This window comes from Leptospirales bacterium (genome assembly GCA_019694655.1).
In the GTDB taxonomy this organism is placed as follows: domain Bacteria; phylum Spirochaetota; class Leptospiria; order Leptospirales; family Leptonemataceae; genus SSF53.
In genome coordinates, this window is sequence record JAIBBN010000025.1 from 1 (window position 1) to 26172 (window position 26172).

Sequence of the window (26172 nt, forward strand, 5' to 3'; positions counted from 1 at the left end):
TCGCAGCGTCGCACCTCAAAGGGCATGCGGCGCGCGCGCATCCAGAGTCCGGCGGCGGCCAGCAGCCAGAGCATGGACTGCACTACGGCAAAGGCCGCCCAGTCGAACCAGCCGTTGGAGGCGTTGTTCCAGCCAGCGGCCGTTTGAATAAGGACGGCGAGAGCTTGCAAGGCGATGGAGGGAACGAGAATCAAGAAGGCATGACGCGGCAGGAGGCGCGGAATAAAGGCAGCGCTGAGCGCAAAAGGAAAAGCGGCCAGGAAGGCGGCGGCGGCCGGCGGCGCATCGCCAAAGATCCGCGCCGAACTGGCCGCGACGAAACTGGCCAGCGCCGTCAGTGCGCCGGCCAGCGGATGAAGCAGCAGCGCCGGGCCGCCCCAGCGCGCAGTCGCGGACTCTACATCATCGGACATGATCGATTCGCTCCAGAACATCAGCAGCAAGCGCCGGCCATTCGGCTACGGTTTCTTTGCTTGACCCGGACCTCCCCAAACTAATAACGACCCAAGCAGTCAACGGCGTTCGCCGGGCAAGGAAGTTCCCATGAGTCAGACCAAACAAGAGACAATCGCGCTGCACGGCGGCCAGGCGCCCGATCCTACGACCAATTCGCGCGCCGTACCACTTTACCAGACCACATCCTACGTCTTCAACGACGCCGACCACGCCGCCAGGCTATTTGGTCTTCAAGAATTTGGCAATATCTACACGCGCATCATGAATCCTACCAGCGACGTGCTGGAAAAGCGCATCGCCGCCCTGGAAGGCGGCGTGGCCGGTCTGGCTACATCCTCCGGGCAGGCTGCGGAAACTCTGGCCATACTGAATCTGGCCGAGGCCGGCGACGAAATTGTAGCTTCATCACAACTGTACGGCGGAACTTACAATCTGTTTCACTACACGCTGCCCAAGATGGGCATTGCCGTAAAATTTGTGGATCAGCGCGATCCGCAAAACTTCAAGAAGGCCTTCACTGCGAAAACGCGCGCCGTCTTTCTGGAAACGCTGCCCAATCCGGCGCTGGAAGTGCCGGACTTTGAAGCGATCTGCAAGATCGCCCATGCCGACGGCGTGCCGGTGATGGTGGACAATACGGCGGCCACGCCTTTCCTTTGCCGTCCCTTTGATTTTGGCGCGGACATTGTCATCCATTCCACCACCAAATTCATTGGCGGCCACGGCACGTCCATTGGCGGCATGATTGTCGACGGCGGAAAATTCAACTGGGGCGCCGGTCGTCACAAGATGTTTACCGAGCCCGATCCCAGCTACCACGGCCTCAAATACTGGGATGTCTTTGGCAACTTTCAGCCCTTTGGCGGCGCCAATATCGCCTACATCATCAAGGCCCGTGTGCAAGGACTGCGCGACATCGGGGCGGCGATGAGTCCCTTCAACGCCTGGATGTTTTTACAAGGACTGGAGACGCTGCACGTGCGCATGGAACGCCATTGCGACAACGCGCTGAAGACCGCACAATTTCTGAAGGGTCATCCCAAAGTTAGCTGGGTGAACTATCCTGGCCTGGCGGAGCATCCGGCGCATGCCATGTTTCAGAAGTACTTCCACCGCCGTTACTTTGGAGCGCTGCTTGGTTTTGGCGTGAAGGGCGGAGTGGAAGCCGGCCGGAAGTTCATCAACAATCTGAAACTCTTCTCGCACCTGGCCAACATCGGCGACGCCAAAAGCCTGGCGATCCATCCGGCCTCCACCACGCACTCCCAGCTTACGGCCGACGAACAATTGAGCACCGGCGTAAGCGCCGACTATGTGCGACTTTCGGTGGGCATCGAAGCCATCGAGGACATCGAGGCCGATCTGAAGCAGGCCCTGGACGCAAGCTGAGCGGCCAGGCAGGAATCCGAAAAGCCGCAGACGCACGACGTGTGCGCTGCGGCTTGTGCTTGAATGGCGCAGCGACTGCCGACGCCGATTAGTGCGCCGCCGCCTCCGCTTCCACGACTTTCTTGAGCGCTTGCAGACCGGTCTCGTACTGACCGCCAAGCATCGACTGCATTACCAGACCCATCCAACGATCGCCAAAGCCAGGCGCTTCGCTTTCAAAAAACCAGGTCACCTGCGTTCCGCCCTCGACGGTCTGCAGTTCAAAGCGCGCCAGAGCCTTGCCCTGCTCCTTGAAGTCGAGCGCCGTCTCCAGCATTCGGTTGGGTTCCAGTCGCGAGATGGTCATGCTTCCCTCGCCCAGTTTTTTTCCATGCCAGCTGTAACTGGCGCCCGGACCGGAGACCGCTTCGCTGAACTTTACTTCGGCTTCCGGTTCCATATCCTTCCACGGCGACCAGGCGTAGAACTTTCGCAGATCGTTAAGATGCGCAAAGATGGCCGCCGGCGGCGCCTGAATCACAACGCTGCGCGACAGCGTTGTTTTCGAAGGCAGGACCAGTCCGCCGACAACAAAGATGGCCAGCAGGGCGACGATGACGCCGATGGCAATGCGTAGTGCTTTCATGCAACCCCCCGATCGCTGTTGTGTCTATTGCTCAGGTATTGCCGCCAGGGCGGCGTCGCGGTCGCCTGGCGCAACGACAAACAGACCGTGCTGATCGGCGCCCGCCGCTTCCAGCGCTGAGCCATTCCAGCGACCAAATACGGTGTAGGTCGCATTTGCATCCAGCGGCGCCACCAGAATTTGCAGGCGCTCGCATTCAATACGCGGCGCCTCGATGCACGATGGTTCAATGTAGAGCCGATCTTCGGCAGCGCGCAAGTTCTGGAAGGGGGTTACTTCGCTGAGCTGCAGCGGACGCAGCGTCGCTCCCGCCAGGCGGTAGTCGGCGCTGGCCAGGGGCAAAAGCGAACCGTCGCTCAACGTGAGCTTAAGTTCGGCCTGTACCAACTTTTCGCCGACATACGAGGCGCGATTGAATTTGCCGGCGCAGGCGGCGCTTTTTTGAATTTCAAGGTCGGGGCTGCGCGTCCAGAGATTCAGACAGTTTTTCTCATTCGCCGCATCGACGCCAAAGGCGTAAACCTCCACGTAGCGTTCGATGCGCAGATAAGAACGCGGATCGACAAAGGCGCGGTCGCCCAGCGCCGCGGCCTGCAGCGTTCCGCTGGCGTAGACCAGGCTGCCTGCCGGCAAATCGCGACGAAAGGCCTGAGCGCGATCAGCGCTGGCCTGCAGGCCAGCCTTGCAATTCAAGGACAGGGCAATGGTTACAAGAATGGCAGAAAGAAGCGCGGGGTACTGCTTGAATGGTCGGGAGAGTGTTGACACCTTTCCAGGCATCCTGCCAGGGAAGATTCAGCAAGCCAAAATCAACGCGCGCCGCTGCTGCTCATAATTGGAAAAAGAGCGGACGTCAGCTGTCCTGGCAGCATCGCTGTCCTGGCTTGTACCATGGAAGGTCATCAAATCATTCAAGAAAAGATGCGCGCACACATCAAGGCGCCGGAGGGACTGCAGCTGCAGATTCCGCCGCCGGCCTTCCTGGAGCTGCACGGCGAATTTGTGGCTTACGAGCCGCGGCGCTCGCTGATCTGTCGCTTTCCGGTCCAGGAGAAGCACTTAAATCCGGCCGGTCGTTTGCAGGGCGGATTCCTGGCGGCGGCGGTGGACAATACGATGGGACCGCTCAGCTATCTGGCCGCCGGACGCGCTACTACCACTCTGGATTTGCATCTCAACTATCTGCGCGGCGCCTATCCGGGCGAGACGATTGAAGTGAAAGCGACGATCATTGGTCGCGGCTTTGATACAATGCTGATCAGCGCCGAAACCTTCGATGCGCGCAAACGTTTGATCGCCACCGCTACCTCGCAGCTTTATATTCTGCGCACGCCCTCGGGCGCTTCCGCTGGCTGAACGGCATAGAAAAGACAATCGCTGCGCGCAATGCCTGCATCGGTGGTCATCATGATCGGCGTCAGCGCCCGGCGCGCAAAAATGCCGCCGTCGCGCAATTCAAAGAGTTCTGCAGCGCGGTCGACGCCGTCTGGATCGAGGGCCACAAAAGGCAGACGCGAGGCGTTTTGCGCCCAGGCAATATGCGCGCCGGCAGCCAGCCGCTGAAAATTGTGGCGATCGACATCGGGATCAAGCACTACATCCGCCGGATGCCGGCGATCGCTTTGAAATGCGACTTGGATCTCATCGCGCAGCATGACGCGCACTGGATCGGCCAGCAGTTCGATGGCCTCCGCTGGCGGCGGCTCAAATAGATTGGTTTTCTCAACAAAGCGGGCTGCGCCGGTCGCGGCTACCACATCGGCGGCGGGATCGCCGGCCCGTCCGCACTCGATGGTGACGATGTTCGTTTCCGGCGCCAGCGCCTCCATCAGCGAACCCAGGCGAAAGGGAGATGCAACAAAGCGGCGCGCAAAAAGCGCCGTGAGTGCAATGCGCTCGGCGCTGATGCCAACGCCAACGCCGTAGGCCGGATTGTGACCGCTATTGTTGTGCAGATCGACGACCGCTTCCGGCCTGGCTTCGCGCAGCGCCGCCAGCATATTGGCTGCCAGACGGCTGACGACACTGACCCCGTCATTGCGACCAAAGCAGCGATTCAGGTCGCGTTCGCCGGGCAACATGCGGTGACTGAAAAGCGGCGCGCGGCGCGCGGCGCGCACCGAGGCGACAATGGCCAGCACATTGACCGCCGGCTGAACCTCGGCCTGCAGGGCGCTCCAGACGCCGGCCAGACCGGAGGGCTCGTTGCCGTGAATCAAGCCAACCAGGGCGCGGCAGCGACTTGAGTCGCGGCCGGCGCGACGCCAGAGCATGGCGCCGGGGGCCTGATGCAGCCAGGATCGGGGATCGGCTGGCGTGGTCAGCGACTCGATCAGGCCCATGTCATGAAGTTGGGCCTCGTCGTTCAAGGCAGACTCCAGCTATGCACTGCCCCGCCGGCGGCGCTGCGCTCGATGTAGCAGCCAAGCATCTGCGCCAGAGATTGGCGCTCCCCCCTGGCCTGCAAGCGCTGCCAGGCTGCGCGCTGCCAGACCGCGCCGGTCTGCCCGCTGGCCAGGCGATTGGCAATGACGCCCAGGTTTTGCGAACATTCGGCTACGTCGACGCCGGCCTGGCGCAGGCCGCGTTCGGCGCGCGGCAACATGGCCTCAATCAATTGCGGCGCTGGCTGCAGGCCAGGCGAAGCGGCGCTGCTCGACGGCCACAGCAATTGTGCGCCAAGACCATGGCGCGCGCTTTCATAGAAATTGCGACGCGCATGTCCAAAGGTCATTGAATGCAGCAGCTCTTCGACCTCGCCGCGCAGGTCCAGGCTGAGTCCAATCAGAAAGGCGGCATTGGCCATCATATCGACGACCGTCGGACCGGAGGGAAGCGATCGCATTTCGATGCGCAGGTGGCCATTGTCAATCGGGTCATAGACGGCGCGATTCCAGCGCCAGATGGTGCCTTCGTGCAGGCGCAACTCGCTGAGCGCCGGCGCGCCGGCGTCTTGCTGCCTGTCCTCGGCAAGCACCGGAATCAAGGGCTCGTGCATGCGCACCGCTTCGGCAAAAAGTTCAAAGGCGCCGCGGCGCACCCAGCCATGACCGAAGGAAACGCGCGCCGGTCGCCAGTCCTGGGAGGCGTCGGCCGGCGCGCCCTGCGAAGTACGATCATCCACCGCCTGCCGGAACAGTGCAATGCGCGTTTCATCCCACAGATCGTGATCCAGAAAGAAGGGCGAGTTGCCAGCGACGGCCAGTACAATGCCCGTGGCAATCTGCGCGGCATTGTAGGCAGCGGCAAACTCGGAGGCCGCTACGCGCAGGTGCAATTGAAAAGAGGTATTGGCGCCTTCGAAGACGACATCCGGACACTGGGCGCGCAGCGATTGGCGTCCATCAATCTCTACTGTAAAGTTTTCGTGACGAATGCGGCGAATGCCGGCGGACAGCGCGCGGTAGCGATGGTTATCGGTGAGCGCGCCGGAGTTGAAGTCCTCCATGCGCAGGGTGGGCAAGATGCCAATGCTGACGGCGCGCGCCTGGTGGGCGGCGGCGGCGCGTTGCAAATCGGCCAGGGTCATTTCCAGATCGCGCCGCAATTTGCCAAAAGGCGCGCCGGCCAGGGCATGTGGCGGTGCGTTGATCTCGACGTTGAAGCGATCGACTTCCAGCGTCAGATTCTGGTTCTGGCAGTCGGCAAGCACCTGACGGTTGACGCCAATCGGGCGTTGCAAGTCATCGACCAGGTGCAGTTCCGTTTCGGCGCCGATGGTAACCGGACCGGCGCCAAAGTCGTCGGAATACAACAGTTCGCGCAGCACGGCCAATTGCTGGCGAAGGCGCCGCGCAAATTCGACGAAATCGGCCTCGTCAAATTCGCTTTGCGTGATCTCAACGCCCACGGCCGCAAGGAAGGCCACGGCCAGCGCCCGTCAACGGCATTCAGGCGCCGGCCAGTCGACCGCGTGGTGGCGGTCGCTACTCTGACTCGAAGCGACTACCAACCGCTGCGCGACGTCGTCGGCGAAGCGGAAGCCGGTCGACGTGCGCGGCGCTCTGGATCAAAGGCGTCCGGCACCGTGCGCCGCAAGAGCGTCAACATGTCGGAGTTGTACTCGACGCTCAGACCTTCGCGCACGTGATCCGGAATTTCTTCGTACTCGGCGCGGTTCTTTTCCGGCAGAAGCACGGTTGTAATGCCTGCGGCGCGCGCCGCCAGCACCTTCTCCTTGATGCCGCCCACTGGCAGAATGCGGCCGCGCAGCGAGATCTCGCCGGTCATTGCCAGGCCCTGCGCTACCGGCTCGCCGGTAAAGAGACTGGCCAGAGCGCTGAGCAGCGTTACGCCGGCCGAGGGTCCGTCCTTGGGAATGGCGCCGCTGGGAATATGGATGTGCACATCGCGACGGGCAAATTCGTCGGCGTGGATGCCAAGCAGGCCGGCGTGCGCCTTCAGGAAAGAAAGCGCCGCATGGGCCGATTCCTTCATTACATCGCCCAGCTGTCCGGAGAGCTTCAACTCGCCCTTGCCTGGATAAGCGGATGCTTCTATATAGAGGATATCGCCGCCAACCGGCGTCCAGGCCAGGCCCACAGCGACGCCGGGAATGGCGCTCTCCTCGTTGCTGTCGCGGAAGAAGCGGTCGCGGCCCAACAGTCGCGTAACGTCGGCGGCCTCAAACTTAGTGGCGCCGGGCGTCGCCGCCGCCGCATTATCGCTCGCCTCCTGTTTTTCCAGAAGCTCGCGCAGCGCCTTGCGCGCCAGCGACTCCAGCTTGCGCTTCAGGGATCGGACGCCGGCCTCGCGGGTATGCGACTCGACGACCTTCTCGATGGCCGCCTCGCTGAAAGTTAGCTGTCCCGCTGGTATCTTCAGATCCTCCAGGATGCGCGGAATCAGATGATTGCGAGCGATGGCCAGTTTCTCGGCGGCCGTATAGCCGGAGAGCTGGACAACCTCCATGCGATCGATCAAGGGCAGCGGAATGCTGTCCAGACTGTTGGCCGTTGCAATGAACAGCACGCGACTGAGATCGTATGGCAATCCCAGGTAATGATCTTCGAAGGTGTGGTTTTGCTCAGGATCCAGAACCTCCAGCAGCGCGGCGGAGGGATCGCCCTGGTAGGATACGCCGGTCTTGTCGATCTCATCGAGCAGAAAGACCGGATCGGTGGCCTCCGCCTTTTTCATGGCGGAAAGGATCTTACCCGGCAGTGCGCCAACGTAGGTGCGGCGGTGGCCGCGAATCTCGGCCTCGTCGCGCACGCCGCCCAGTGCGGCGCGCACCATGGGACGATGCACAGCGCGAGCAATGGAGCGCGCCAGCGAGGTCTTGCCCACGCCCGGCGGACCTACCAGCAACAGAATGGGCGCCTTCGATCCGCCGGTCTGCTTTTCTACTGCCAGAAATTCCAGGATGCGCTTCTTGACTTCTTCCAGACCTTCGTGGTCCTCGTCCAGAACCTGGGCGGCGCTCTTCAAGGAGATCTCGCGCATGTCGCCGTGCTGCCAGGGCAACTCGGAAATCAGTTCCAGCCAGTTGCGAATCTGTGCGCCCTCCATGCCGCCGCCGTGCGGCGAATCGCTGAGGCGTTTCAGGCGCTTGAGCTCCTTGCTGACCGACTTGCGCACCTCGTCGGGCAGCCACATCTCGGCCAGCTGTTTCTCCAGCTCTTCGGTTTCTTCGCCTTCGTCGTCGCCCAGTTCTTTGCGAATCGTTTCCATCTGCTTGCGCAGATAGAACTCGCGCTGCATCTTCTGGGAATCCTCTTCGACCTTATCGCGGACCTCGCGCTCCATCTGCAGCTGGTTGGTCTCTTCGATCAGCGTGGTCTGCAGCGTATCCACTTTCTCCGCGACGGAAGAGATGCGCAGGAACTGAATCTTCTCCTGGATCTCGCGCTGGCTGAAAAAGACGATCTGGTTGGCCAGGGCGCTGGGATTGGTCAGACGTTTTACAAAGCCAATGATTTCGTCGGGAATCGTTGGATGGATTTTGATGTAGCGGATGACGTGTTCCTGGAACTCCTTGTAGGCGCGCTCTTCGCAATCGTGCAGCTCGCCGACGGCGGAGATGCGTCCAATCAAGTAGGGCTTCTGCTGCACGACGCCCAATAGCTCGATCTTCTGCACGCCCTGCAGCAGCACCTGGTAGCCGCCCTCGCCCATCGGGATGATGCGGTGGATTTCAGCCAGCACGCCAGCGGAATGCAGACCGTCGGCATCGACCTCTTCGTCTCCCGGCGACTTTTGCGTGAAAAGCGCCACCAGCGAGCCGGGCTTGCCGATCTTTTCGATCAGGTTCACCGATTCCGTACGTCCCACAAAAATCGGCAGGAGCACGCTGGGCAGCACCACGGCATTGCGTAGCGGGATAATCGGCGCCTCGCGCGGCATTTCCTTCAGCGGAATCTCGGTTACATTTTGATCGGCGTATCGTATCACTGCGCTCACTCTCGTCCTACCTTGCGTTTCTCAATAAATCGCGTACTGTTACGCTATGCAGATCTGGCGCCGGGCAAGGGGGCCGTCCCTGGGGCTGCCAGCGGCATCCCCTGCCCAGGCGCCTGTCTTATTGACAGGGCCAGGACCTTCTGTCAGGCGTATTTTCGCGAAGCGATGTCAGGCTTTTCCCCATCGATTCGATATATACAATACGCTATGAGAAACACTGCGCCATCTACCCTATCCAGAATTATTTTCCTCAGCCTGCTTCTGGGCGGCCTCAACGCCGCCTCGCTGCTGGCCCAATCGACGCCGCCGGCGCATCTGCACCCCCCGGAGGGCGTCAGCCAGTCGGACTTCGAGCGCGCCTACCGCGAGAGCCAGGCGCTGCAGACCGTGTTTCGCGCCATTCACGACAGCGTTGGCCCCTCGGTGGTCAGCATCGTGACCGCTGGCGGCGGACAGCGTTCCTTTGGCACGGGCTTTATCATCGATGCCGCCGGCATCATTGTTACCAACCGCCACGTCGTCGGCGGCTCGCGCAATGTGCGCGTGGTGCTCAATGACCGCCGCGAGGTGAACGGCGTGGTGCTGGGCGCCGATGCCCGCTCCGATGTGGCGGTGATTCGCGTCAGCGGCGAGCAAAACCTGAAGGCGGCCGTGATTGGCGATTCCGATCGCATGCGCGTGGGCGATGTGGCCATCGCCGTGGGCAGCCCCTTTGGACTGGACGGCACCTTTACCACCGGCGTCATTTCGGCGGTGCGTTCGGCGGTGGATGACACCGGACGCAAACTGATCCAGACCGACGCCTCCATCAACCAGGGCAACTCCGGCGGACCGCTGCTCAATCTGCGCGGCGAAGTAGTTGGCATCAATCAAATGATCTATTCGCCGACCGGCGGCAATGTGGGCATTGGTTTTGCCATTCCAATCAATCAGGTGCGCCCGATCATCCAGCGCATTGTCGAGGGTCGACCCAACCAGAACAACGATTCGCAGCGGCCGCAGCTGGGCGTATGGGTGGAGCCGGCGCCGGGCGGCGGCGCCATTGTCTCGCAGGTGATTGTGGGCAGTCCGGCGGAACGCGCCGGCATCGAACCGGGCGACCGCATCATGAAGGCAGACAACGCGGCGGTGAACGGACCACAAGAACTGGTGCAGCTGATTCAGTCGAAGAAGGCCGGCGACGCTATTGTCCTCGAGGTGCAGCGCAACGATCAGCGCGTGCGCATCCGCGTGGTGCTGGGCGCGCCACAGTAACAACTAATGGAGGAGAAATTCAGTGACTCTCTTTAGCAGGACCCCATATGCGATGTCGATTTTTGATAACTGCGACTCCTGAAAGTCGCGCGAAGAGCCAAATACTCCACCAGTCACTTCCTGTTTAAACCGGATGTGAGCCTCCGACAATGCTTCACTCTGAAGGCCATCCTTCCTCCTAACAATTGTTTCGCAGCGGTCAGCGAGAATTGAAGCTCTCTTGAACCGCTGCAAAATTCTGCGCTCTACATCCTTAGCACGTCTTTTCCGATAGTCGCCGAAATCGAAATAGATTGAATGAAGTTCCTGCTCATACTCCCGCAGCGAATAGGAAAGATGGTCTGATGCCGCCGTAGCAGACTGCATCTTGCTTCCCACGGCGAGCGCTACCTTTGTGGCAATAAGCATGCCAACCGTGAGTTCAAGTAGATCGCTCACCTGAATTGCACAAAATTCACCACACAATTCCCAATTTCGAAGGGCGGCGGCAATCAGACCAACGCCCAAGATGATTGCTCCGAGAATGTAGACTTGCTTAAGACTGGACTTTTGCTGCATTGATGTAATTATGAATTTCGGCTACAAGGTAGCGATCCTCGGCCGATACCAATTCAAGGTGATTGAGAACTTTTTCTGGAGTAATTTTCCGCGCCAAACCACCAAATGCCTCTTCCAAGAATGATGTTGCGAAACCTTCGACGCCATCTAGAATGATAACCACTTTATCTGTGCTATTTAAATTCTCAAAGAGCGGGACCAACACGGTTTCGCGGAAATGCTCGCCCGAAAACGGTCCATCGGCTATGTACCGAGCGCCCGGTGTATCAGTATAGTCGACAGCAATATTTATAGTGCGCGTCATCGCCTTACCATTGACCAAGTTATCAATGTCCCTTGAAAGCTTGAACGGATATATGTCTCATTGGTACTGCCAGGCCCCACCGTTACTCTACCCCCATTTGAGAATATCGTCAAGTTCGACAGGTGGCCGGATTGAGCATCGCTGCAGATTTTTGGAAGGCCTTTGCCGCGATTCGCGTGCCCGGTGCGGGTGCGATTGTTCCCACGAAGGGCTTCTGTTATGAGCACCGCGTCACTTGCTATTGATAAACGTTCCGTGAGCTTCCTTTTCATGGTACTTGGAATCCCGAGCCCGCTATCAACGAACGCAAACTTGATTTCATCAGAATCAGGTGAATGGGCGGCAAGCAACCACCAGCGGGATGTTTCCCCTCTCTCAGAGTATGCGTGGTTCGCTGTGTTGGCCATGCACTCCAAGATAGTTGCATAGGTGCTCTTGGTTTGGGGGCCTTTGTTTATTTGCAGCCGCGCGCGTGCGAAATCGACAATTGCCTTAGCTACCTTGGGCTCAGAGTGACGGCCCGATTTCACAGAGAAGACGTCGTTTTCTTCGAATTGCGTCGAGCGGCTTTGCCGTATAGCCTGGTAAAATCCGGAAGCACGGAACAGGCGGCGACACTCGGCATCCTGAGGTTCATTGCCCTCAACGCGGCAATGCCGATATCTGACTTGTATGTTGTGAAGATAGAGCAACAGGCAAATGATTGCATCGGCGTCGATCGACTTGACGCTACTCATGTCTACCGCAATATCGTGTCGATTTGCGGCATGTTTAACCATGAACCGAAAGACCGCCAAAGTATCGTCCATCTGGCGGCTGACGCTGAATGTTGACGGAACGACTATGGTGCGGCGGGAGCTACGAGGTGGCGACATACGCGCCCTAGCCTTGCCGAAATTGTTGCGATTCTGGCTCCGACGCCAACGTCGGTATCGTCTGCGTGCCTGTTCTTGGCGCTTTGCCTTTCGCTTTGACAGGCGTCGCGCAAGGGCCGTTTTGGGTCGCTTTTTCATTTTTGACCCAGTACCGGGCTACCTGGCAATAAGGACTGGGAGCTCAAACGGGGGCATCTTGCCACCAATCGATAGAACTACAAAATCCGCTATCGTATTCTGAAGTTCTATTTCCGGCCGAAATTTGCTCAAAGAAACAGGCCATGCCGCGCATCGTATCACGACTCCGAACCGATTCCGAAGAATTTCGCGCCAATCGCGACGATCTTCTGGCAAAGACCCGGGCCATTGCCGAGCTTGCGGCGCGCATTGTCGAGGGCGGCGGCGACGAGGCGCGCCGCCTGCATGAATCGCGCGGCAAGATCTTTGTGCGCGATCGACTGCGACTGTTGCTGGATCCTGGATCGCCCTTTCTGGAGATCGGACTCTTTGCCGCACACGGCGCCTACGCCTTTGAGGCGCCGGCAGCCGGCATGGTCTGCGGCATCGGCCGCGTTTCTGGCGTCGATTGCATGATCGTTGCCAATGATGCAACGGTCAAGGGCGGAACCTATACGCCGCTGACAGTGAAGAAGCATCTGCGCGCCCAGGAGATTGCCCTGGAGAATCGTCTGCCCTGCATCTACCTGGTAGATTCCGGCGGCGCCTTCTTACCGATGCAGGACGAGGTCTTTCCCGATCGCGAACACTTTGGACGCATCTTCTACAACCAGGCGCGACTGTCCGCCGAGGGCATTGCCCAGATTGCCGTGGTGATGGGCTCCTGTACCGCCGGCGGCGCCTACATTCCGGCGATGTCCGAGGAAACGATCATCGTGCGCAGCTACGGCACGATCTTTCTGGGCGGCCCGCCGCTGGTCAAAGCGGCTACCGGCGTGGAGGTAACGCCTAACGAACTGGGCGGCGCCGAGGTGCACGCCGAAAAGAGCGGCGTGGCCGACTACTATGCCGAAAACGATGGACAGGCCATCGACGCCGCGCGGCGCATTGTGGCCAGCTTGAATCATCGTCCGGCTTTGCAGCTGCCGCGCATTGCCGCACGCCCCCCGGCCTACGATCCAAAAGAAATCGCTGGCGTCATCCAGCGCGATCTGCGCAAGCCCTACGATGTTCGCGAGGTGATTGCCCGCGTGGTCGACGACTCCGAGCTTGATGAGTTCAAGGAGCGCTACGCCACGACGGTCGTAACCGGCTTTGCGCACATCGAAGGCTATCAGGTCGGCATCATTGCCAATAACGGCGTGCTCTTTTCGGAAAGCGCGCTTAAGGCGGCGCACTTCATCGAACTCTGTGCGCAACGCGGCGTGCCGCTGGTCTTCTTGCAGAATATTACCGGCTTCATGGTGGGCAAGGCCTACGAGGCGGCGGGCATTGCTCGCGACGGCGCCAAGATGGTACACGCCGTGTCCTGCGCCAACGTGCCCAAGCTGACAGTGGTCATTGGCGGCAGCTACGGGGCCGGCAACTACGGCATGTGCGGGCGCGCCTTTGGTCCGCGCTTTCTATGGATGTGGCCCAACGCACGCATCAGCGTGATGGGTCCAGAGCAAGCGGCCAGCGTGCTCTTAACCGTCAAAGAAGACCAGCTGGCGCGTGAAAAGAAGACAATGAGCGAAGCCGAGCGCGAGGCCTTCAAGCGTCCGATCCTCGAAGAATACAATGCGCGCTCGGCGGCGCTCTATTCCAGCGCGCGGCTGTGGGATGACGGCATCATCCAACCCTGGCATACGCGCGAGGCGCTGGCCCTTTCGCTGGCCGCCGCCGACAACGCACCGGTTGGGCCAATGAAATTTGGCGTGTTTCGGATGTAAGCGGCGCTTCAGAAGCCCGCGAATCTTACTGCGGCGCTTCGCCGCCGCCCTGCTGATTCTGCGCGTCCTCGCCAAAGCGCACCTCCGGCGGACGCGAGATCTGCTCGACATTTTCCGGCTGGAAGGTTGGCTTCTCGGTGTAGCCAAAGATGCGCGCCGTAACCGTGTTGGGGAAGGTGCGGATGCCGACGTTGTACTCCTGCACGGACTGGATGTAACGATTGCGCGCCACAGTGATCCGATTCTCAGTACCTTCCAGTTGCGCCTGCAGGTCGCGGAAGTTTTCGTTGCTGCGTAATTGCGGATAGTTCTCGGCCACGACCAGCAAGCGGCTGAGCGCGCCGCCCAGCTGGGCCTGCGATTGCTGGAAGCGCGAAAAGGCCTGCGGATCGTTGATCAGCTCTGGCGTGGCCTGGATCGAGCCGGCGCGAGAACGCGCCTCCGTAACCTGACGCAGCACTTCGCGCTCCTGGCGGGCAAAGGCTTCTACGGTCCGCACCAGGTTGGGAATCAGGTCGAAGCGACGTTGGTACTGGTTGAGCACCTCCGCCCAGGCGGCCTTGACCGCCTCGTCGTTGCGCTGGATGGTATTGTAGCCGCAGCCCGGAAGCAGCGCCAGCGCCGCCAGCGCAGCGAGAATTAAACTTGCCCGACGTACTGTTTGCATCGATCTTTCCCCGCGCCGGCCTCAAAGTCGCTGCCGACGCCTCTGGCGCAGTAACGCGAGGGCGTCCTGAGCGCCGGTCAATAAAAAAAGAAGACGATGCATCCACTCAATGAAGTCCTCGAAGCGGCGCGCTCGGCGCTGAACCGACTCTCGCAGCAGATTCCCGAGTTTCTGCCTTTGCTGGTTTATTCGGCGGTTGTTCTGGCGCTGGTTGCCCTGCTGCGCTTTGTCGGGCTGCGCCTGCTGCGTCGCCACTACCGCGGCGACCGTCTGGAACTGCAAAGCTGGCGCAATACTTCATTCTACGTTGCGCTATTGCTCAGTTTCGCAATGCTGATCCCCGCCTGGCTCTCCTCGCTGGAAGGCTTGCTGACGATCATCGGTCTGTTTGGCGCAGGCGTGCTGATTGTTTTGAAAGAAGTCATCCTCAACGGCGCCGGATGGTTTTACATTCTGGTACGGCGGCCCTTCAATGTGGGACACCGCGTGGCGATTGGCAACTACATTGGCGACGTCCTGGATATTCGCCTGCTTGGCTTTACAATGATTGAGGTGCTGCCGCGCGAGAGCGGCGGTCAAAGCACCGGACGCGTGGTGCATGTGCCCAACGCGCTGCTATTCAGCACGCCGCTGTCCAATGCCAGCAAAGAGTTTTCTTTCAACTGGAACGAGATCAATGCGCCGCTGACGCTGGACAGCGACTGGCAGCGGGCGGCGCAGATTTTGCAGAGGGTGGCAGAAGAGAGCATCGAGCAGGTCAGCCAGGAGGATCGCCGCATTCGCAGTTCGGAAGAGGAATATGCAATTCACTACAACGCGCTTTCGCCTTCAGTGTTTGTGGACTACCACGACGGCGCAATCCGGCTTTCGCTGCGCCACCTGACGGAGCCGCGCAAGACGCGGCTGATTGTGGATCGAATCTGGCGCGAGTTCTTGTTGCGATTGGCCAGCGAGCCGCGCATTCAGTTGCGCGGCGACCGCGCCGGCTGGTAGGTGGACTGAAATTGCAGAGGCGCTGACGGTGCGTCGAACGAAAGAAACCCAATTCCTCCAATCCGCGCAGCTGTATTGAAATACAAAGATTGCCGCATCAATAATCGATTGACGCGACATTTCTGACAGGTCCCGGATTTTCTGAGCCGCGCTTTGTCATGCGAATCTGTTCACATTGCGAGCATCAAAATCCAGACGAGGGGCGCTACTGTCTGAAATGCGGTCAATTCCTGGGCGATGCAGCGATGCGTCCAGCCGCCAATGCCAGCCTGCTTACACGAACCTACGCGCTCGTAAAACGATTGCCCGCGCCGCTGATTGCCCTGCTGGCGCTGGCCAGCGTGGCTCTGGCAATTGCTGTGCCAATTCTCTTTGTGGTCGCTGCCGGTACGATCGAAGGCTTCATGAGCGCCATCTTGCTGGCGGCCGGCGTTGTCGCATTCCGCGTGGCACGCGTGCGCTCGGCGTCGCTTTCCGGCGCGGCATTGGCCTTTTACGCATTGATGGGCATGGCCCTCGACCAACCCGGCAACTGGATCTACAACAAACCCTTCGAGCTGCTATTCTGTCCCGAAGGCAGCAGCCTGAATCGATCGATTCAAGTCGGCCATCCGCTGCCTGAACGCACCGATATCCAGCAACAGTTTGTCTGTTACCGTGGCGAGGAGGCAGTGGATCAGATTTCAATGATTGAATTTCTTGGTGTGCGTCTTGCCGAGTACTTTCTACTGGGTATGCTGCTTTTGACCGGGCATCAAATCTACGATCGATTGCGACAGCAACCGGTCGCAGGTTGATATCTATATACTATTTAGTTCCTTTATGGCGCACGCTGAAGCGCCATAGACGGTCGCGCCGATTCCGACAATGCTTTGCATGCAGGCTCAATCAGCGGGCGGATTGCAATGTCTGTAAAGCCGGTGAGATTGCACCGCTGACGGTCGAAACCTAACATAACTCGCTTGCGAAGCCTCCTGTGGCCAGGCTGGCAAAGCAAAAAACGCGAATTGTCGCTCGCGCTGGAATGCTCTGCGGCAGTGTCCGAGCCCTTTATCTCCGTTCGCTCGGCACCACCTCGCAGCAGATCCGTCACTGGCAGCGCCACATCGAAGCCTGCAAATCCTCGATCTATGGACTCTGTAGAATCAGAAGCCCGCTGCAGCTGGCTCGCTCCGAAGAGCAGGCGATTGTGCGCTACGCGCACAATCCAGAATTCAAGTGCTGGCCGCTCATTTCCATCTACTTCCAGATGCTGGAAGATGGCGCTCTCTACTGCGGAAAATCTGCCTTCTACAGACACTGTCGCGCACTCGGTCTGTCCCGGGTATTCAGGAGCTTCCGCCGGAAGCATCCAATCGGCATTCGCGCAGGCAGGCCTGGAGAAATCCTGCATGCCGATGTCACGCGCCTGTTCTTGAGCGATCACCGCATGGTGCATGTGCATGTCCTGATGGACAACTTCTCCAGATGCATTCTGGCTGCTGTAGCCAGCCTCTCGGCATCCGCCACGCTCTGGCGCTCGATCCTCGAAGGCGTTCTTGACCGCCATGCAGCGATTCTCGCTTCGCCTGTTGATCTCATCGTCGACGATGGTTCCGAAAACAAAGGAGATCTTGCTGAACTGACAGACAGCGCTCCCGATCGTGTTCGTCGGCTGGTCGCACAGAAGGACATAACCTTCTCGAACTCCATGGCTGAAGCTATAAATCGAATGCTGAAAGGTCAGTACATTCAGGAGCGCGTCTTCACAACTCTTGATGGACTGCAGGAAGCCATTGATGATGCAGTCAAGGACTACAACAGTCGTTGCCACGGATCTCTTCACGGCACACGACCTCTGCAGGCCTTTCACGGAGAAATACCCGATCGCTGTCGGTTCTCCGCCAGAATAGTCGAAGCTCGGGCCATTCGTATTGCCGAGAACCGAAAATTCGATTGCAGGACCTGTAAAACTCAAGTGATTTCCGAAACCTCCGGCGTATCGCCGGAGTAGATCGCCTTCAGAAGTCCGATCGGGGGATAGGCAGGCGGCTTCGCCGCCTGCCCTGGTCTTTGAGCTAGCCCTGGTCATACTCTTGAAATACCGTACGCATTTGCGTACGGTCTCCCTGCAACTCGTCGTGGACGCAGCCACGCAGCCCCGCTTTGCCTGCAACTCGCCGTGGACGCAGCCCCGCGCGCTCTGCGCATCGAAGAGAACCAAGAATTCGATTGCAGGGCCTGTAAATCCGGAGAAATGGCCCGTGGACGCAGCCCCGTACGCTTTGCCTGCAGCTCGCCGTGGACGCAGCCCGGTGAAAAAGCGCTTACTTTGTAACGGCGCAAGGCCTGCTAATATCATAGATGTCAACCTGCGAACTTTCCAGAAGGCGCTCCAATTCCTGCGGACCTTTCTCTACAGCAAAAGCCATCTCATTATCGGAAATTGGTACTGCCAGTAGTGGGGCCACGCGCACCGATTCTACATAGAGGGGTTCGATCTTATCCCATAAAAACGGCACCGCGAAAAGAAAATGCTTCAAGTGCTTCGATGTGCCGGAAACAACGAGAGCTTCTGGAAAAATCGCGCCCGGAAAAAGTTCATATCCAGAATTCATCACGTAGAACGCCGCAGAAGCAACCGCGTTGTCCATGCCTTTTGTCTTCGCGCTGCACACCGCGATAATCTCCCCCCGCAAACCCAGCTCCTTTCCATCGTGCGTAAGTATCGTGTCTGACAGGCTGACTGTTGCATAGGTGTTCACTCCCTTCTGCGGGGTGTCTTGACATGTGAGTATGAAGACTGAACTTTCCTTCTTTTCATCACCGAATAGATGCACCTGTGGCTTCCCTTTCCCGTCGAAGACTGCGGAAAGCCACTTTGCAACTTGCTTGTTTCGTAACGTTGGAGTTGTGCTCATTGCTAATCTAAAAAGAAGGTGTCGGAAAAATCTTCGAGATAGTGTGAACGATTTGAGGCCGGTAATTCCGGCCTATAATGACTGGTTCGATTGTATTCATCTAGAAATTGCTGCCTCGTCAAGCCTCTCTGTCGCGCGCTCTCAACAAATTTTCTAAACTCGTAACCTGGCTTGTGGCCCATATCCCATGGCTGCGTTTCCGACATGAACCTTCCGGTCATTGGATCTCGAACGCGGCCGGTGCTGGATTCGATTGCGTTCTCCCAAACCGTGTCGCGCACACCCGCGCGATAATTTCCAGGCCGTGAATATAGGTTCTTGAGAGCGTTACTCTCAGCCAACACCGCAGCCTGGGGGCCCCTCCTTCCCAGCCCGGCAACATCCGCAGCACTAAAGCCAGCGCCTCCTCTCCTTGTGGCTGCGTAGAAGTCGGTCATTGCATCGCCGACTGCGCCGCTGAAATTGAATCCGGCTCGAAGCTCCCTCCCGAATGCGACTGTGCGCGCTCCCAATCGGCCGATCGCACCCCCCGCGCGGGCAGCCACGCGAAATGTCCGCGAAGCCAGACCCGCTACCCGCGCAGCAACAATTTGCTCCGCCCCTACAAGACTTGCAAGTGTTAGGGCGGAATAGTAGGCAGCCTGGCCCAGATGAGCCGACTGTTGTTCTCCTATCGGTGCGCCGCCCCAGTAGCCAATTGCCTCCATATCATTCGCTGATGCCCCGAATTCACGACGGTAGTATTCCTCTACGGTATGCCGGGCCGCCTCCCTCCGCGACTGAACAAAGCGCTCCACCGGAGCCGAAACTACGTGGTTCCATATCAATCCGACCATCACTCGACCCAGCGCCTCGCTGCTGATATTCGGAGGATCCTTGTAGTTCAGAAAAAAGCCGGCCAGCGTAGCTTTCCGTCCCATGCTGCGCAATGGATTCAGGACATCGTCATAAAGCTCCAGTTCAGCGGATGTCAGGAAAGAGGCGCTGTTGAATGATTCCCCGCGATCCAAACCATGAAGCAGAGAGGCGTAGTCTTCCGCACGGTTTCTTTTAAAGTTCTCAAGCACCTCCATCGCGCCGGCGCCCCAGCGTTCAGTAACCTGGCGCAGTGCATGGGCCTGTGCCATATCCGTCGCATCGCTTCGGAAGCCGACCGCGCCAATGCCGGCGCTATTCGCAATGTAGCGCTCTGTGGTTCTGCGCAGATCGTACTCAATTGCCTGTACCATATAGGGCGCCAGTTCCGGGCCTCTAATAAAATCTTGATAAGCCCTGGCCTGCGAACTGCCCGCTCCATACATCGCATTGATCTGCGCCTCGGTGTTACCCTCCAGCTTCATGCGGCCCATCAGCGTGGTCCGCATCATGCGGTTCATATCAAAGCCCAGTAGCGCGCCCTGTTGCAGAAAACGATCCGTGTCTGCTATCGTCTGCCGATTGTAGAGACTGCCCGCTTCGCCGCTGGTGAAGTCGTTTTCCAGATCGGTGAAGCTATCGTGACCATACTTGCGCAGAAATTGAATGCGCGCGTTGGTCAATGCAGCGAAAGCCTGTTCTCTGCCATCCTGTCCCGGCCGCACCGCCGCAGCCGTCAATGCAGCGGCAAGCTGTGCAAGCCCTGCCTCTCTGGCCTGCTTTGCCATTTCCTGGAATTCCAGCTGCTGCTGTACTTCCTGCGCCCGTTGCAGACGCTGCTTCTGCTGCCAGCTCTGCTCGGCATGACCTGCATTAAACGCCGTGCCAATCAGCGCGCCAAGCTCGGCGCCGCTGCCGCGGTTGAAGGCCAGATAGTTGTTCTGGTGGCCATGAGTGAACTTGTATTCCTGGATGAAGGCAGTCGTCGCATTCGAAGCCAGTGTGCCGGCAAACGCGCCCTCCGCTCCCTCCGGTCCCAACTCTCCTACCAGCAGACCGACGCCAAAAGCGGCAAAGCCGGTGTCGCTCCAGCCCCAGCCTTCGTAGTTGCCGCGAGCATCATACTGTGCGCCGGCCTGAAATGCCTGTTTGGCAATCTGTGCTGTCCTCAGAGTCGTCTGTGCAAGCTCGGCGACCCGCGCCGCTTCCGACACTCCCTTGGCCACTTTGGCAGCCTTCGCGGCCGCAGCGGCTTCTTTGGCCCACGCTGCCACTCCTACCAGCGCCGCCGAAAGCCCGACCTCCGTCCATTCCCTGTCGTTGTAACTGACGCTGTAAGTTCCGTTCTCCGTATCCGTGTGAATCGCAGCTCCTGCTGCAATCATCAGCAGACCCGCAGCCGGATTGAAAAAGGAAACCACCGGACCGGCGGTTTCCATAAAGGAATCCACTGCCGCCAGAGTCTGTACGCCCATCTGTGCGTTGCGATCCTTGCCGTGCACCTGCACATTGATCTCGGTCTGGGCCACAGCGTTTGCCGTAAGGTACACTGGATTGACGCGATTGATCGTGGCAATAACCGGATCTACATACCCCGCTCGCTCAATGCTCTGGCTCTGCTTGTAGCCCTGGTAGATCTTGGCCAGTTGCAGCTGCACATAAAAGCCGCTGATGATGTTCGAGGGTCTTGCCCCTGCCGCGCCCAACTCTCCGAATCCGTCGAAGAGACCCCAGTATTCCCTGGGAAAACCGGTGTCCAGAATGCGCTTTTGATCATCCGGATGCAGTTGATCAAAAACCTGATTGATATTCGCTACTCCCTTATCCTGCCCCGGCGCCGCTCCAGCCCAGATGCCGAAATCGCCAATGGTGTTAGCATCGCGGGCAGTCTCGCGTTGCTGTCCCGTGCCAACGCCCATTACCTTCTCGAAGACTCGTGTCAGCTTCAGGTTGGCAACGTGAAAGAAGCTCTCGATCTCCACTTCTGACTTCGTGGAAAGAGAATCCAGTATGCTCTGCAAATTCGCGAAATTGAACTCTTCATTCGAGAGATCTTTCTTGAACTGATCAAACTTGCCATCCACATCATACGACACATAGCCGTTGGCGATTCAGCACACACTGGTCCAGAGGCGCGGGCATCCGTGCCCGAGCCTCTGGACGCGCTCGCCACTCCTGGCTCGCGTCTCAGTGTGTGCTTTCTCGCTGAGTTTCGGCCAGACTAACGTTCTGGCCTTTCTGCCGGAAGCGAGCCAGGGTCTCGCTTCCGGCGGCGCGTTGCGCCGCTCTCTGTATGGGCGCGCCCCTCGCTGCGCTCGGGTCGGGCCGCTGCGGGCTCGCTATTCGCTCGGCCCCAGCCTCTCGCAACGCGAGGGCTGGGTCTGCTTCGCACCCTTCGCGTCCCTCGCGCAGGGGCGCGGTCGTGATTTTTCAATTCCGCAGACTGTCTGCGGAATTGCCTGTCCTCCCGGATGCTTCGCCGCGGTCGGAGGCCATGCCTGTCCCGCACACGAATCTACTCCGTCCTTTTGCTCTACTCTCCGCTTCCCGGCTATTCGCCAGTCTGCGGGTCCTGTTAAAGAACATACGCAGTTTTTGTGCGCATGAATTCTTAAACATTCAAGAATATCGATTCAGTTGTGCAAGAGAAAATTGAAGTTTTCTCTTCTGTCCAATGCGGAATAACTCCCAGAAGCTGCTCTCTGTGCAGCGTTCGTGAAATTTTCACATTTTCTCGCAGAGACTGCTCTCGTTTTCTCCAAATTTCCCGGCACTGTTCCTGAAACCGTCTTTGCTTCGTGCAACAATGCTACCACAGCGACATCAAGATCGCCTGTGCGGCGGGACTGCTCCCGCCGCCTGCGCGCCGATCCATTCCACGCAGCACCCGCGCCAGATGGCGCAGCCAGGATTTCGGAAAACTCATTCAATTGCCTGGAGTCGGCGGCGCAAACCAGAGGCTGGAGACCATCAAAGAAGCCCTTGCTCGCCCGGAGCTTTACCGGATCATTCGCGCATTGCTGGCAGCCAATCGCATACTCAGGCAGGCGCTCTATTCCTTTAAGGGCGCCAAACAGCGACTGGCCAGAGCCAGGGCCAGGATTGTAAGCAGGGCGCAGCGGCTCTGCGGCAGTGTCCGAGCCCTGTATCTCCGTTCGCTCGGCATCACCTCGCAGCAGATCCGTCACTGGCAGCGCCACATCGAAGCCTGCAAATCCTCGATCTATGGACTCTGTAGAATCAGAAACCCGCTGCAACTGGCTCGATCCGAAGAGCAGGCGATTGTGCGCTACGCGCACAATCCAGCATTCAAGTGCTGGCCGCTCATTTCCATCTACTTCCAGATGCTGGAGGATGGCGCTCTCTACTGCGGAAAATCTGCATTCTACAGACACTGTCGCGCACTCGGTCTTTCCCGGGTATTCAGGAGCTTCCGCCGGAAAAGCCCGATCGGGATTCGAGCAGAATCGCCGGGTCAAATCCTGCATGCCGATGTCACGCGCCTGTTCTTGAGCGATCACCGCATGGTGCATGTGCATGTCCTGATGGACAACTTCTCCAGATGCATTCTGGCTGCTGTAGCCAGCTTCTCGGCATCCGCCACGCTCTGGCGCTCGATCCTCGAAGGCGTTCTCGACCGCCATGCAGCGATTCTCGCTTCGCCTGTTGATCTCATTGTCGATGACGGCTCCGAAAACAAAGGAGAACTTGCTGAACTGACAGACAGCGCTCCCGATCGTGTTCGTCGGCTGGTGGCCCAGAAGGACATAACCTTCTCGAACTCCATGGCCGAAGCCATCCATCGCATGTTGAAAGGGCAGTACATTCAAGGCCGTGTCTTCACAACTCTGGCTGGGTTGCAGGAAGCCATTGATGATGCAGTCAAGGACTACAACAGTCGTTGCCACGGATCTCTCCACGGTACGCGACCGCTGCAGGCCTTTCACGGAGAAATTCCCGATCGCGGTCGGTTCTCCGCCAGAATTGTAGCAGCGCGCGCTCTGCGCATCGAAGAGAACCAAAAATTCGATTGCAGGGCCTGTAAAACTCAAGTGATTTCCGCCCACACTGCTGCATTGCAGGAGTAGAACGCCGCCGAAAGTCTGATCGGCGGATAGACAGGCGGCTTCGCCGCCTGTTCTCGTCTTTGAGTTAGCCCTGGTCATGCTCTTCAGAAACCGTACGCAAATGCGTACGGTCCCCCTGCAACTCGTCGTGGACGCAGCCCCGTACGATCTCCCTGCAACTCGTCGTGGACGCAGCCCAGCAAAAATTGCGCCGACCGCTTTGTCTTTTATCCTTTCAGAATCTCTTCGATATGATGCACGGTCGCTTTCAAATCAGGGTCTTTCTCTCCCGAAAATTGTGCAACTGCAGCCTCGAGCAAGGGAACCGCTTCCTTTTTCTTTCCAATCGAATGCAGCGCCAAGCCCCGCACAAAGTCTATTGTGATTAGCGGCAAAAGGTCACCTATTGTTTGTATCTTGTCTAGAAACGGTATCGCTTGGTTCTCCAGGAGCGGGCGTACGTCTTTCTCAAAGAGACGCCGGAAGTTCTCTTCAGTTTTGCAATTAAACTGCTGCTGGGTGATGCCTACGCCATCGTATTTACTCAGCAGGTTGTTCGTAAACATGCCGATTTCATCAGGAAACTTTTTATCAAACAATGGGTCCAGCTTCGGAGAAACGGCAGCTACCTTTATGTCGTACCACACGCCTCTTGAGCCTATGTCCGGCATGATTAAATGGTGCACGTCTTCGTTAGCCTTAGCCTTTCGATGAAAAGTGCAAAAACGAGACCCCTCTGACGTGAACCCGTGCGGCAGCAGAGCGTCGCCGAACAATTCATTGGCAAGTTTGTCAAATTCCGCTTCGTTCATTTATCTTCGCCTATATATTTCTTCTGCAAAGGCTTGAAACCTCTTCCAGAATAGCTGTTGCCTGCTGCCTGAAATCGGGTACTGCGTAGTCCCATATGTCTTTAGATCAAAGACCCGCTTGAACGTCGAGTCTCTTGTGTTGAGAAGCAATGCGTCAGCACCGATCGAACCTGCAGCTCGTCGCGAAACATCGCGACCCATCGCGTCTCGGAAAACCTCTGCACGCAATCGAAAGCTGCTTCCCGAATCGACCATGCGGCGATTCAGCCGATTATTGAGCTTTTCGAAATACGAATGGGCTCTCGTCCCGAAAGGTGAAGCACCAGAGTTGATTCGTCCACGACTGAGTGCGCGACGAGTGAGAGCAGTTGCGACGTCAGCGTTATGATTTATCGCATTAACAACGCCTTGCTCACTGTGAAGATCGAAAGCGGGTCCGCGACCAAAAGGTCGTGTCGCACTATTGGCCGCCCTTGCCGCCTCCACGGCCCGTCCATCCAGTCTGGCCTCACCGAACATGGCGCGGGCAAAATCATCGCTGGACCCTACCACCCTATCTGATAGGCGATTCAGCAGGCCCCGGATCGGACCGGCAGAATGTTCGGCTGCGGCGGCCGCTGCTGCTTCATTGGCCGCAGCCCTGGCCAGCCGCGGCGCGGCGCTCCCCAGGCGCGCGACTATGGACTCGAAACCCATGCCTGCGGCTATCTCCGCAATGAACTGCGTTGCACGCCCGCCAAAGGCGCCGAGGTTCAGATTCCGCGAAGTATAACCTGCACGTTGCCCGACCAGAGCCGCAGCATCATCGCCATAACCCAGCCTTCGCGCATCGTAGGCGTCCCTGTCAGATGGAAGCACGTCATCCACGCCAAGCGCGCCGTTGATCCACCCCCGCACCCGATCGCCCACGCCCAGCAATGGATAGATCGGACCGGATAAAAAGGGATTATCCAGAATATCGCCAACAAAGCGACCGGGATACGTCGCCCATGAACCAGCAAATCCGTCCGACACAGCTCGATTGCCCTCGGCACTTCGAGTCGTGAGAAAACGATCGGCGTCACGTTCGCCAACCAGCGAGGCCAGTTGCTCCCGGAAATACTCTGTTTCATGCAATCGTCGGCCGGCGCCGTTGAAGTGTGCATCGGTGGCGCGTTGCGCCAGTTGAACCGCCGCCTGCATTCGTAGTTCGCCGGCGCCATATGCAACTGCTTGATTGGCGCTGAGCGGCCCGATGAACCCTGCCTGTCCGGGAGAAGGCGCAACCACCGGCGCTGGCGGTCTCCAGTTCTGCAGATAGCGCATGCCGGCGTTGACGTCGGATGTGAACAGCTGCTGGGGTTCCAGCCCCAGTCGGCTCAGCGTCGCTTCGAGTCCCTCTGGCGTCATGCCGCCCGGTCGACTGAGTTCTGCTTTGACTGCATCTTCAAAGGCGCGTGCGCGTCGGCCATTGGCATCAGACTTTTTGCCAAAGATGCCGCCTGCTCCGTAAGCCAATCGAATGCGTCGCGCCAGATCTCCCTGCAGCCCGCTTGTATCCACACTGCCGTCTTCACGCCGCCGTCCTCCGCTGGCAACAGCCGCCAGAAGAACCGCCGCACTGCCTTCGCGTCCTGTGGGCGAATATCGTTCTGCCAGCGTCAGTATACTCTCCTCAATAGTAGAGCGCACTGGCGCACTGTTCATTGCCAGCGCCACAAGATTGCCCAGAGCCTCCGGTCCAGCAGCTGTCAGATTCAGGTAGTTGTTCCGGTGACCATGGGTGAATTTGTATTCCTGGATGAAGGTGTTGGCCGCTGTCGTGGTGAAGCTGCTGGCCAGCGCCTTCGCATCGCCCGTCAGACCAAAGCCGCTGCCGAGAAGACCATCGTTGTACCAGTTGCCTTCGCCGGGTATTGCACCGTTCAAGGCATAGCCAAGCGCGGAGAGCGCTCCCTGATTTCCGTCAAACTTCCAGCCGGTGTAATTGCCATGTGCATCATACTGTGCGCCTGCGCTGTACAGTGCACCTGCGCCGCCGGCGAAGGCCGACGCATACTGCAATGCCTGCGCCGTCTGCGCCAGAGCTCCCGCCTGCACTGCCAGTTGTAAGCCGGCATTGATACCCGCAGCAGTTCCGCTGGCAG

The 26172-nt window shown here is 58.7% G+C and carries 22 protein-coding genes; 8 read left to right on the forward strand and 14 right to left on the reverse strand.

What is annotated here, in order from left to right:
- Positions 1–434, reverse strand: a 434-nt coding sequence (locus K1X75_17900; GenBank protein MBX7059940.1) for a hypothetical protein, incomplete at its 3' end; no start/stop codon positions are given.
- A gap of 109 nt (positions 435–543) precedes the next feature.
- On the opposite strand from K1X75_17900, the gene K1X75_17905 reads away from it, so the two are divergent.
- Positions 544–1845, forward strand: coding sequence for an O-acetylhomoserine aminocarboxypropyltransferase/cysteine synthase (locus K1X75_17905; GenBank protein MBX7059941.1), 1302 nt, complete (start codon positions 544–546; stop codon positions 1843–1845).
- A gap of 88 nt (positions 1846–1933) precedes the next feature.
- On the opposite strand, the gene K1X75_17910 is transcribed toward K1X75_17905, so the two are convergent.
- Positions 1934–2470 (reverse strand): SRPBCC family protein, encoded by a 537-nt coding sequence (locus K1X75_17910; protein ID MBX7059942.1) that lies wholly within the window; start codon positions 2468–2470, stop codon positions 1934–1936.
- 24 nt (positions 2471–2494) lie between these two features.
- Positions 2495–3238 (reverse strand): hypothetical protein, encoded by a 744-nt coding sequence (locus K1X75_17915; GenBank protein ID MBX7059943.1) that lies wholly within the window; start codon positions 3236–3238, stop codon positions 2495–2497.
- Positions 3239–3361: 123 nt separating this feature from the next.
- On the opposite strand from K1X75_17915, the gene K1X75_17920 reads away from it, so the two are divergent.
- A complete protein-coding gene (locus K1X75_17920; protein MBX7059944.1) occupies positions 3362–3826 on the forward strand; it encodes a PaaI family thioesterase in 465 nt (154 codons plus the stop codon).
- Here K1X75_17920 and K1X75_17925 read toward each other — a convergent pair.
- The 3 genes from K1X75_17925 to lon form a co-directional block, all read right to left on the reverse strand.
- The gene (locus K1X75_17925) at positions 3787–4839 is read right to left on the reverse strand and encodes a succinylglutamate desuccinylase/aspartoacylase family protein (GenBank protein MBX7059945.1); all 1053 of its coding nucleotides are present in this window, start codon (positions 4837–4839) and stop codon (positions 3787–3789) included. The genes K1X75_17920 and K1X75_17925 overlap by 40 nt on opposite strands.
- Positions 4836–6338 (reverse strand): hypothetical protein, encoded by a 1503-nt coding sequence (locus K1X75_17930; protein ID MBX7059946.1) that lies wholly within the window; start codon positions 6336–6338, stop codon positions 4836–4838. The genes K1X75_17925 and K1X75_17930 overlap by 4 nt, the downstream gene beginning before the upstream one ends.
- 77 nt (positions 6339–6415) lie before the next feature.
- On the reverse strand, positions 6416–8863 hold the full coding sequence (lon, locus tag K1X75_17935) for an endopeptidase La (GenBank protein ID MBX7059947.1): 2448 nt from the start codon (positions 8861–8863) through the stop codon (positions 6416–6418).
- Positions 8864–9079: 216 nt separating this feature from the next.
- Here lon and K1X75_17940 point away from each other — a divergent pair, with 216 nt between their 5' ends.
- A complete protein-coding gene (locus K1X75_17940) occupies positions 9080–10126 on the forward strand; it encodes a trypsin-like peptidase domain-containing protein (GenBank protein MBX7059948.1) in 1047 nt (348 codons plus the stop codon).
- Between the two features lie 3 nt (positions 10127–10129).
- On the opposite strand, the gene K1X75_17945 is transcribed toward K1X75_17940, so the two are convergent.
- Genes K1X75_17945 through K1X75_17955 form a run of 3 tightly spaced genes read right to left on the reverse strand, consistent with a single transcriptional unit; the run spans position 10130 to position 11863 of the window.
- Positions 10130–10633, reverse strand: coding sequence for a hypothetical protein (locus K1X75_17945; GenBank protein ID MBX7059949.1), 504 nt, complete (start codon positions 10631–10633; stop codon positions 10130–10132).
- Between the two features lie 28 nt (positions 10634–10661).
- A complete protein-coding gene (locus K1X75_17950) occupies positions 10662–10988 on the reverse strand; it encodes an STAS-like domain-containing protein (protein ID MBX7059950.1) in 327 nt (108 codons plus the stop codon).
- Positions 10985–11863 (reverse strand): hypothetical protein, encoded by an 879-nt coding sequence (locus tag K1X75_17955; protein ID MBX7059951.1) that lies wholly within the window; start codon positions 11861–11863, stop codon positions 10985–10987. Before K1X75_17955 ends, K1X75_17950 begins: the two co-directional genes overlap by 4 nt.
- 281 nt (positions 11864–12144) lie before the next feature.
- Between K1X75_17955 and K1X75_17960 the strand changes: the two genes are divergently transcribed.
- On the forward strand, positions 12145–13752 hold the full coding sequence (locus tag K1X75_17960) for a methylcrotonoyl-CoA carboxylase (GenBank protein MBX7059952.1): 1608 nt from the start codon (positions 12145–12147) through the stop codon (positions 13750–13752).
- Positions 13753–13777: 25 nt separating this feature from the next.
- On the opposite strand, the gene K1X75_17965 is transcribed toward K1X75_17960, so the two are convergent.
- On the reverse strand, positions 13778–14419 hold the full coding sequence (locus tag K1X75_17965; protein MBX7059953.1) for a LemA family protein: 642 nt from the start codon (positions 14417–14419) through the stop codon (positions 13778–13780).
- 96 nt (positions 14420–14515) lie between these two features.
- On the opposite strand from K1X75_17965, the gene K1X75_17970 reads away from it, so the two are divergent.
- The 3 genes from K1X75_17970 (at position 14516) to K1X75_17980 (ending at position 17405) form a co-directional block, all read left to right on the forward strand.
- Positions 14516–15412, forward strand: coding sequence for a mechanosensitive ion channel (locus tag K1X75_17970; GenBank protein ID MBX7059954.1), 897 nt, complete (start codon positions 14516–14518; stop codon positions 15410–15412).
- A gap of 158 nt (positions 15413–15570) precedes the next feature.
- A complete protein-coding gene (locus tag K1X75_17975) occupies positions 15571–16209 on the forward strand; it encodes a hypothetical protein (protein ID MBX7059955.1) in 639 nt (212 codons plus the stop codon).
- A 179-nt stretch (positions 16210–16388) separates the two neighbouring features.
- Positions 16389–17405, forward strand: a complete 1017-nt coding sequence (locus K1X75_17980; GenBank protein ID MBX7059956.1) for a hypothetical protein — start codon at positions 16389–16391, stop codon at positions 17403–17405.
- A 313-nt stretch (positions 17406–17718) separates the two neighbouring features.
- On the opposite strand, the gene K1X75_17985 is transcribed toward K1X75_17980, so the two are convergent.
- Both K1X75_17985 and K1X75_17990 read right to left on the reverse strand, forming a co-directional pair.
- The gene (locus K1X75_17985) at positions 17719–18312 is read right to left on the reverse strand and encodes a suppressor of fused domain protein (GenBank protein ID MBX7059957.1); all 594 of its coding nucleotides are present in this window, start codon (positions 18310–18312) and stop codon (positions 17719–17721) included.
- Positions 18313–18314: 2 nt separating this feature from the next.
- Positions 18315–19688, reverse strand: a complete 1374-nt coding sequence (locus tag K1X75_17990; GenBank protein MBX7059958.1) for an HNH/ENDO VII family nuclease — start codon at positions 19686–19688, stop codon at positions 18315–18317.
- Between the two features lie 2277 nt (positions 19689–21965).
- Here K1X75_17990 and K1X75_17995 point away from each other — a divergent pair.
- Positions 21966–23255, forward strand: a complete 1290-nt coding sequence (locus K1X75_17995) for a DDE-type integrase/transposase/recombinase (GenBank protein ID MBX7059959.1) — start codon at positions 21966–21968, stop codon at positions 23253–23255.
- A gap of 206 nt (positions 23256–23461) precedes the next feature.
- Here K1X75_17995 and K1X75_18000 read toward each other — a convergent pair whose 3' ends face one another.
- Positions 23462–24046: a hypothetical protein gene (locus K1X75_18000; GenBank protein MBX7059960.1), complete on the reverse strand. Its 585-nt coding sequence runs from the start codon at positions 24044–24046 to the stop codon at positions 23462–23464.
- Positions 24047–26172, reverse strand: a 2126-nt coding sequence (locus tag K1X75_18005) for a hypothetical protein (GenBank protein ID MBX7059961.1), incomplete at its 5' end; no start/stop codon positions are given. It lies immediately after the preceding gene.